The 6,857-nt window shown below is 71.6% G+C and carries 6 protein-coding genes; 3 read left to right on the top strand and 3 right to left on the bottom strand.

Going from position 1 to position 6,857, the window contains the following annotated elements:
• Positions 1 to 37 precede the first annotated feature (37 nt).
• The gene (locus ACFRMQ_RS36200) at positions 38 to 1,078 is read right to left on the bottom strand and encodes a DUF3533 domain-containing protein (protein WP_380735077.1); all 1,041 of its coding nucleotides are present in this window, start codon (positions 1,076 to 1,078) and stop codon (positions 38 to 40) included.
• Positions 1,079 to 1,204: 126 nt separating this feature from the next.
• Here ACFRMQ_RS36200 and ACFRMQ_RS36195 point away from each other — a divergent pair, with 126 nt between their 5' ends.
• Both ACFRMQ_RS36195 and ACFRMQ_RS36190 read left to right on the top strand, forming a co-directional pair.
• A complete protein-coding gene (locus tag ACFRMQ_RS36195; protein ID WP_380735076.1) occupies positions 1,205 to 1,654 on the top strand; it encodes a MarR family winged helix-turn-helix transcriptional regulator in 450 nt (149 codons plus the stop codon).
• Positions 1,655 to 1,835: 181 nt separating this feature from the next.
• Entirely contained in the window at positions 1,836 to 3,389 is a 1,554-nt protein-coding gene (locus ACFRMQ_RS36190) for an MDR family MFS transporter (protein WP_380735075.1), read from the top strand.
• A gap of 90 nt (positions 3,390 to 3,479) precedes the next feature.
• Here the strand turns inward: ACFRMQ_RS36190 and ACFRMQ_RS36185 are convergent, their stop codons facing one another.
• Positions 3,480 to 3,731, bottom strand: a complete 252-nt coding sequence (locus tag ACFRMQ_RS36185; RefSeq protein WP_380735074.1) for a hypothetical protein — start codon at positions 3,729 to 3,731, stop codon at positions 3,480 to 3,482.
• 26 nt (positions 3,732 to 3,757) lie between these two features.
• A complete protein-coding gene (locus ACFRMQ_RS36180; protein ID WP_380735073.1) occupies positions 3,758 to 4,945 on the bottom strand; it encodes an anion permease in 1,188 nt (395 codons plus the stop codon).
• Positions 4,946 to 5,283: 338 nt separating this feature from the next.
• On the opposite strand from ACFRMQ_RS36180, the gene ACFRMQ_RS36175 reads away from it, so the two are divergent.
• A complete protein-coding gene (locus tag ACFRMQ_RS36175; RefSeq protein ID WP_380735072.1) occupies positions 5,284 to 6,822 on the top strand; it encodes a C40 family peptidase in 1,539 nt (512 codons plus the stop codon).
• Positions 6,823 to 6,857 lie beyond the last annotated feature (35 nt).

The following is a 6,857-nucleotide window of genomic DNA, read 5'->3' as shown; positions in this document are numbered from 1 at the left end:
GGCTCGGGGCGGTCGGTGGCGGTCGGTGGCGGGAGGCTCAGGCCTCGTCGGCCACCAGTTCGCGGCCGCCGGAGCGCGGGCCGCGCAGGACGGCCAGCAGGGCGACGCCGATGCCGATCAGCGCCCAGACCACCATGACCAGGATCGGCATCCCCAGGTTGGTGGAGCCGAAGTAGGCGACCGACTTGGTGGCGCTGGTGCCGGCGCCGTTGGGGATCCAGGAGCCGATGGCCCGCCAGAACGGCGGCGTCATCGGGGCCGGGTAGACCCCGCCCGCGCTCGGGTTGCCGAGCACCACGAAGATCAGCACCGCGACGCCGATGCCGAGGATGTCGAACAGGCACTGGAGTGCCATGGTGAACGCGCCGACGGTGAAGACCACCAGGGCGCCGACGGCGCTCAGGGCGAGGACCGAGCCCGGCAGGGCGTTCAGCACCGGTCCGGCGATCACCGTGCCGAGGAGGCCGGCCCCGATCGAGTACACCGCGAGGACGCCGAGGCGGATCAGCAGGCGGTGGGTGTTGGCCGGCTTGGAGCCGGCGCTGATGCCGAGGATCGAGGCGACCAGGTAGCCGCCGACGCACCAGCCGATGACCAGGTAGAAGGCGGAGAGGCCGTTGTTGTCGCCCTTGGCGAGCGGCACCACGTCCTCGACCTTGACGGTCCGGCCCTGGCTCTGGTCGATCGCGGTGGTGATGGTCTCGGCGGCCTTGGCGGCGGCGGTGCCGCGGGCGTTGCCGACCAGCAGGGTGTCCTGGGTGGAGGTCGGGTCCACGACCAGCGCGGCGTAGAGCTTCTGGTCCTTGATCAGCTGGGTCGCGGTCGCGGCGTCCGGCGCGGTGGAGGCCCGGACGGCGTCGTTCGGCACCGACTCCAGCGCCCCGACCAGCTTGGGGGCGACCTGCGGCGGGGCGACCACCGCGATCGAGAGGTTCTGCGGGGCGGGTTTGTGCAGCGCCCCGATGTAGGAGGTGATGAAGCCGAGCTGGAGCAGCAGGACTCCGAACACGAGCAGTGCCGCGCGCGGGGTGACCGCACTCTTCAACTCGGCGACGAAACCCTGCCCCGGGGCTGCCATCCACATCTCCTTGCGTATCGGGGAAAATCGGTACTTCCAGAACCGATACTTAATACCATGAACTAGTTAGCTCGTCGTACCTCACGCGCCGGGCTGTGGCGGGCGTCGCTGCGCGATACTGGCGCGGTGAGCGACGAGGAAGCCCTGGTGGCGGTGGAGCGGGAGGTCGCGCTGATGTTCCGGCGCGGCCGGGCCAGAGTGGCGGAACTCTCACGGCGGGTGCACCCCGGGCTGGAGGGCATGGCGTACAGCCTCCTCGGTTACATCGAGCAGGCGGAGCCGGTGCGGGTGACGGACGTCGGCGTGCACTTCGCCATCGGCAAGGCGACGGTGAGCCGACAGGTCCGGACGCTGGAGGAGCTGGGCCTGGTGGCCCGGGAGGCGGACCCGCTGGACCGCCGGGCCTCGCTGGTCTCGCTCACCGAGGACGGGCGGCGGCGCTTCCTGGCCGCGCGGGACGTGCGGATGCGGCGGGTGCGCGAGGTGATGGGTGACTGGTCGCCGGAGGACGTGGCCCGCTTCGCGGTGCTGCTGCACCGCTTCAACGACGTACTGGGGGAGCCGCCGGTCGAGTGACCGCGCGGCCCGCGGCGGCGTGGCCGGGGCTCGGGGGCGGGGGTCGGGGCCGGGCTTTACTTTCCCTTGAAGAAAGTTGCCTAACTCAACCATCCAGACTTATGGTTGCTTACGGCAACGAAATTTCATGATCCGCGCCTCCCGCCCGCCTTGCCGAAGGCCGCCTCGCCGAAGGACCCAGATGACCGTGACCACCGAGGCCGCGAGCGCCACCGCCGCCGCGACCGACAGTCCACAGATGACGCACCGGCAGGTGATGGAGGCCCTCTCCGGCCTCCTGCTCGGCCTGTTCGTGGCCGTGCTCTCCTCGACCATCGTCTCCAACGCCCTGCCGCACATCCTGGCCGACCTGCACGGAGGCCAGTCCGCGTACACCTGGGTCATCACCGCGGCCCTGCTCACCCTCACCGCCTCCACCCCGATCTGGGGCAAGCTGTCCGACCTCGCCAGCAAGAAGCTGCTGCTCCAGATCGCCCTGCTGATCTACGTCGGCACCTCGGCGCTGGCCGGCCTCTCGCAGAACACCGGCGAGCTGATCGCCTGCCGCGCGCTCCAGGGCATCGGCGCCGGCGGTGTCGTGGCGCTCGGCCAGATCTGCCTGGCCGCGATGGTCCCGCCGCGCGAGCGCGGCCGGTACAGCGGCTACTTCGGCGCGGTCTTCGCGCTCGCCACCATCGGCGGCCCGCTGGTCGGCGGCGTCATCGTGGACACCTCCTGGCTGGGCTGGCGCTGGTGCTTCTACGTCGGCATCCCGTTCGCGCTGGCCGCGATCCTGGTGGTGCAGCGCACCCTCAAGCTGCCGGTGGTCAAGCGCAAGGCGAAGATCGACTATCTGGGCGCGGTGGTCATCACCGCCTCGGTCAGCCTGCTGATGATCTGGATCACCCTGGCCGGCAAGAACTACGCCTGGATGTCCTGGCAGACCGTGGCCATGGTCGGCGGCGGCCTGCTGCTGGGCGCCCTGGCCATCGCGATCGAGCGCCGCGCGGCCGAGCCGATCATCCCGCCGAGCCTCTTCAAGTACCGCACCGTCACCCTGGCCGCGCTGGCCAGCGTGCTGGTCGGCGTCGGGATGTACGGCGCGACCACCTTCCTCAGCCAGTACTTCCAGCTGGCCCGCGCCAAGTCCCCGACCGTGGCCGGTCTGATGACCCTGCCGATGATCCTCGGCCTGGCGCTCTCCTCCGCGGTGGTCGGCCGGCTGATCACCAAGTACGGCAGGTGGAAGGCCTACCTGGTCTCCGGCACCGCGCTGCTCGCGATCGGCTTCGGCCTGCTCGGCACCGCCCGGGCCGACACCAGCTACGTGCTGCTCTCCGTCTACATGGCGATCACCGGCGTCGGCCTCGGTCTGACCAGCCAGAACCTGGTGCTCGCGGTGCAGAACACGGTGCCCCGGCACGAGCTCGGCGCGGCCAGCTCGGTGGTCACCTTCTTCCGCACCATGGGCGGCGCGATGGGCGTCTCCGCGCTCGGTGCGCTGATGACCAACAAGGTCGGCCACTACCTGGCCGAGAACCTGGCCGCCGCGCACATCCCGGCCTCGGCCTCGGCCTCCGGCGGCGGCATCCCCGACCTGGCCAAGCTGCCGGCCCCGATCGTGCCGCTGGTGACGGACGCCTTCGGCCACGGTGTCGGCAACGTCTTCCTGTGGGCCGCTCCGTTCGCGGTGCTGGCCTTCGTCACCGTGCTGTTCATCCGCGAGACGGCGCTGAAGACCAGCCAGGAGAACTGACCGGCGGGCGGGCCGACCGGTCGGCGGACACGCGAACGGGCCGGGGAGTGTCGAGACACTCCCCGGCCCGTCGTCGTCGGGTCCTGCGGGCTACTTCCCGGCGATCAGCGACAGTCCGTAGAGGACGACCGCGCCGCAGAGCGCGAAGCAGGTGTACGCGCCGGCCAGGGCGAGCTTGCCGCCGCCCGCGGCCCCGGCGGCCCCGCCGTCCCGGGCGGCTCCCGCCGCGGCCTCGCGGCGGGACAGCGCCAGGATGCCGAGCGCGAAGACGGCGACCACGGCGACGGTGATGCCGAAGCTGAGTCCGGCGGTCTGGGCCAGGGCGTTCCACTTGATGTGCATGGTGAGTGCTCCTCAGCCTGCGGCGCTCAGGCCGCGACCGTGGTCGAGGCGGGGGTGGGGGTGGTCGCCGCGCCGTTCGGCGTGACGTCGACCGGGGCGACCTCGACGGGGGTGACGTCGTTGACGTTGTCCGCGCTGACCGGCTGGCGGCGGGAGATCACCCACATCGCGGCCGAACCGGCCACCAGCACGGCACCGACCAGGGCGACGCCCCAGTTGCCCTGCTCGGCCACCAGGGCCGCGAGGCCGGAGACCACCGCGGCGGCCGGCAGGGTCAGGCCCCAGGTGTAGACCATGCGGCGGACCAGGCTCCAGCGCAGCTCGCCCTTCGGGCCGCCGAGGCCGGCGCCCATGATGCCGCCGGAGCAGACCTGGGTGGTGGAGAGGCCGAAGCCCATGTGCGACGAGGTCAGGATGACGGTCGCGGCGGCCGACTCGGAGGCGAAGCCCTGCGGCGGGCGGATGTCCGCCAGGCCCTTGCCCATCGAGCGGATGATCCGCCAGCCGCCCATGTAGGTGCCGAGCGCGATCGCGGCGCCGGCCGAGACGATCACCCAGGTGGGGGGCAGCGCGCCGTGCGGCAGGGCGCCGACCGAGACCAGGGTCAGGGTGATGATGCCCATCGTCTTCTGGGCGTCGTTGGTGCCGTGCGCCAGCGAGATCAGCGAGGAGGAGAAGACCTGGCCGGTCTTGAAGCCCTTCTCGGTGGTCGCCGCGTTGCCCTTGCGGGTGATCGCGTAAGCCAGCTTGGTGGCGCCCCAGGAGGCGAGGCCGGCCACGAAGGGGGAGGCGACCGCCGGGATGAGGATCTTGGTGATCACGGTGTCGAAGTTGACGCCGTTCATGCCGACGCCGACGATCGTGGCGCCGATCAGGCCGCCGTACAGGGCGTGCGAGGAGCTGGACGGCAGGCCGCGCAGCCAGGTCAGCAGGTTCCAGAGGATCGCGCCGGCCAGTGCGGCGAAGATGATCTCGGGATGGACGCCGGCCTTCTCGTTGACGATTCCGCCGGAGATGGTGGTGGCGACCTTCACGGACAGGAACGCACCCGCGAAGTTGAGCAGGGCCGCGATGGTGACCGCGACCTTCGGGCGGAGGGCGCCGGTCGCGATCGCGGTGGCGGCCGCGTTGGCGGTGTCGTGGAACCCGTTGGTGAAGTCGAAGGCGAGCGCCGTGATGATCACAACGGCCACCAGGAACGAGATGTGTTCCATACCCAAACAATCGTCGTAGTTGTCATACGGACGTTGATGACGTCGCGACCGTAGGTCGGCTTGGTAAACGGAAGGTGAACTGGGCCGGGAATCGTGGTTCCTAAGGTTGACCCGTAGTAACCATTGGCTTTCATCTTCGTGACTTCGGGCGCGCTGAACTGGACATTAGCGAAGAACATGCCGGTTCGACCCGGTTTGCTGAGACCTGTCTCACAGATCAATCCAGAATTAACCTCCCAGTCCTCACACGCCCTGTTTCCGGCGAGTAACCCATGGGAGGATCTGCGGGATCCGGGAAGCCGGGACAGGGGCAGTGCGCGGCGGGGAGGACCACGGGCATGAGCGGGGCGGGACAGAGAGCCGAAACGACAGCCGTACGACCCTGGGTCCGGGCGGCGCTGCGCTGCGGAGCCGTCCTCGCGGCGGCCGCCCTCGCGCTGCCGGTGGCCACCCAGGCCGCCTGGGCCGCGCCGGACCCGGGAACCGGCCAGATCGTCCCCGGCGCGGACCCGCTCGCCGCCGCCAAGGCCACCCTCGGCCCGATGCTCGACCAGCTGCACGCGCTCTACCAGAGCGCCGAGGCCGCCACCGAGCAGTACAACGGCGCCGTCGCCAAGGTGGCGGAACAGCAGACCACGCTCACCGACGTCCAGGGCCGGCTGGACCGCCAGCAGAAGCAGGTCGACGCCGGCACCGACATCGCCTCGCAGCTCGCCGCGGCGCAGTACCGCAACGGGGCCGCCTCCGCGTACGCCGAACTGCTGCTCTCCAAGGACCCGTACGAGGCGGTCACCATCGCCGAGCTGCTCGCCGTGGCCAGCCGCTCGCAGTCGGAGTTCCTGGACAAGCTGAAGAGCGACCGGGACGCGCTGGACGGGCTGAAGAAGGAGAACGAGGAGGCGCTGAAGGCCTCCCAGACGCTCGTCGCCCAGCAGGACGCGGCCAAGGCCAAGGCCGCCACCGACCTCGCCGCGGTCGAGCAGCTGGTCTCCTCGCTGACCGGTGCCCAGCGGGCCGAGCTGGAACAGCTGGAGAAGGCCAAGGCGGACGAGGCGCAGCTCGCGTTCCTCGCCTCCGGGGCGCTCGGCAAGGGTGAGCGCACGCCCTCCCTCCAGGGGCGCGCGGCCGTGGTCTTCGCGCTGGCACAGCTGGGCAAGCCGTACCTGTGGGGCGGCACCGGACCGGACTCCTACGACCGCTCCGGCCTCACCTCGCAGGCCTGGCTGCACGCCGGCAAGGCGATCCCGCGCACCAGCCAGGAGCAGTGGGCGCAGCTGCCGCACGTGGCGCTCAACCAGCTGCGGCCCGGCGACCTGGTGGTGTACTTCCAGGACGCCTCGCACATCGGGATGTACATCGGCGGCGGGCTGGTCGTGCAGGCGCCGCGTCCCGGGGCGTTCATCAAGATCTCGCCGATCGGCTCGATGCCGATCCTCGGAGCCGTCCGGCCGGACCCGTCCGGTGCGGCGGACGAGGCGGGAGGCACCTGGAAGGTGCCGGACCTGCCGTCGGGCTGGGACGCCGCGACGCCGATCGCGCCGAGCCCGGTCAAGCAGGTGCCGGCCCCGCCGGCCCCGGGCGGCGTGGTGACGCCGCCGACCACGCCGGGGACCCCGCCGACCACGCCGACCGACCCGGGGACGCCGACCGGTCCGGGCACGCCGACCCCGACCCCGACGGAGACGCAGGGCACCCCGTCCCCGACCGGCACCCCGGGGACGCCCACCCCGACCGGCACCGGCACCCCGACCGGCACCGGAAGTCCGACCGGCACCGGCGGCCCGACCGGAGGCAGCCCCAGCTGGACGGGCTCGGCCGGCGCCTCGGCGCCGGGCAGCGCCACCGCCACCCTGCCGCTGGGCACGCCGACGAACTGACCCGGCCGCTGCCGAGGAGGCCGCCCCGCGTCCGG

The sequence above is a fragment of the Kitasatospora sp. NPDC056783 genome (assembly GCF_042789895.1).
Classification (GTDB): Bacteria; Actinomycetota; Actinomycetes; order Streptomycetales; family Streptomycetaceae; genus Kitasatospora.
Note: the sequence above shows the minus strand (reverse complement) of the source record. Positions and strands in the feature narration are given on the sequence as shown.

Coding starts and splice junctions, on each gene's coding strand:
- ACFRMQ_RS36200 (WP_380735077.1), bottom strand. CDS start 1,078: ATGGCAGCCCCGGGGCAGGGTTTCGTCGCCGAGTTGAAGAGTGCGGTC.
- ACFRMQ_RS36190 (WP_380735075.1), top strand. CDS start 1,836: ATGACCGTGACCACCGAGGCCGCGAGCGCCACCGCCGCCGCGACCGAC.
- ACFRMQ_RS36185 (WP_380735074.1), bottom strand. CDS start 3,731: ATGCACATCAAGTGGAACGCCCTGGCCCAGACCGCCGGACTCAGCTTC.
- ACFRMQ_RS36180 (WP_380735073.1), bottom strand. CDS start 4,945: ATGGAACACATCTCGTTCCTGGTGGCCGTTGTGATCATCACGGCGCTC.
- ACFRMQ_RS36175 (WP_380735072.1), top strand. CDS start 5,284: ATGAGCGGGGCGGGACAGAGAGCCGAAACGACAGCCGTACGACCCTGG.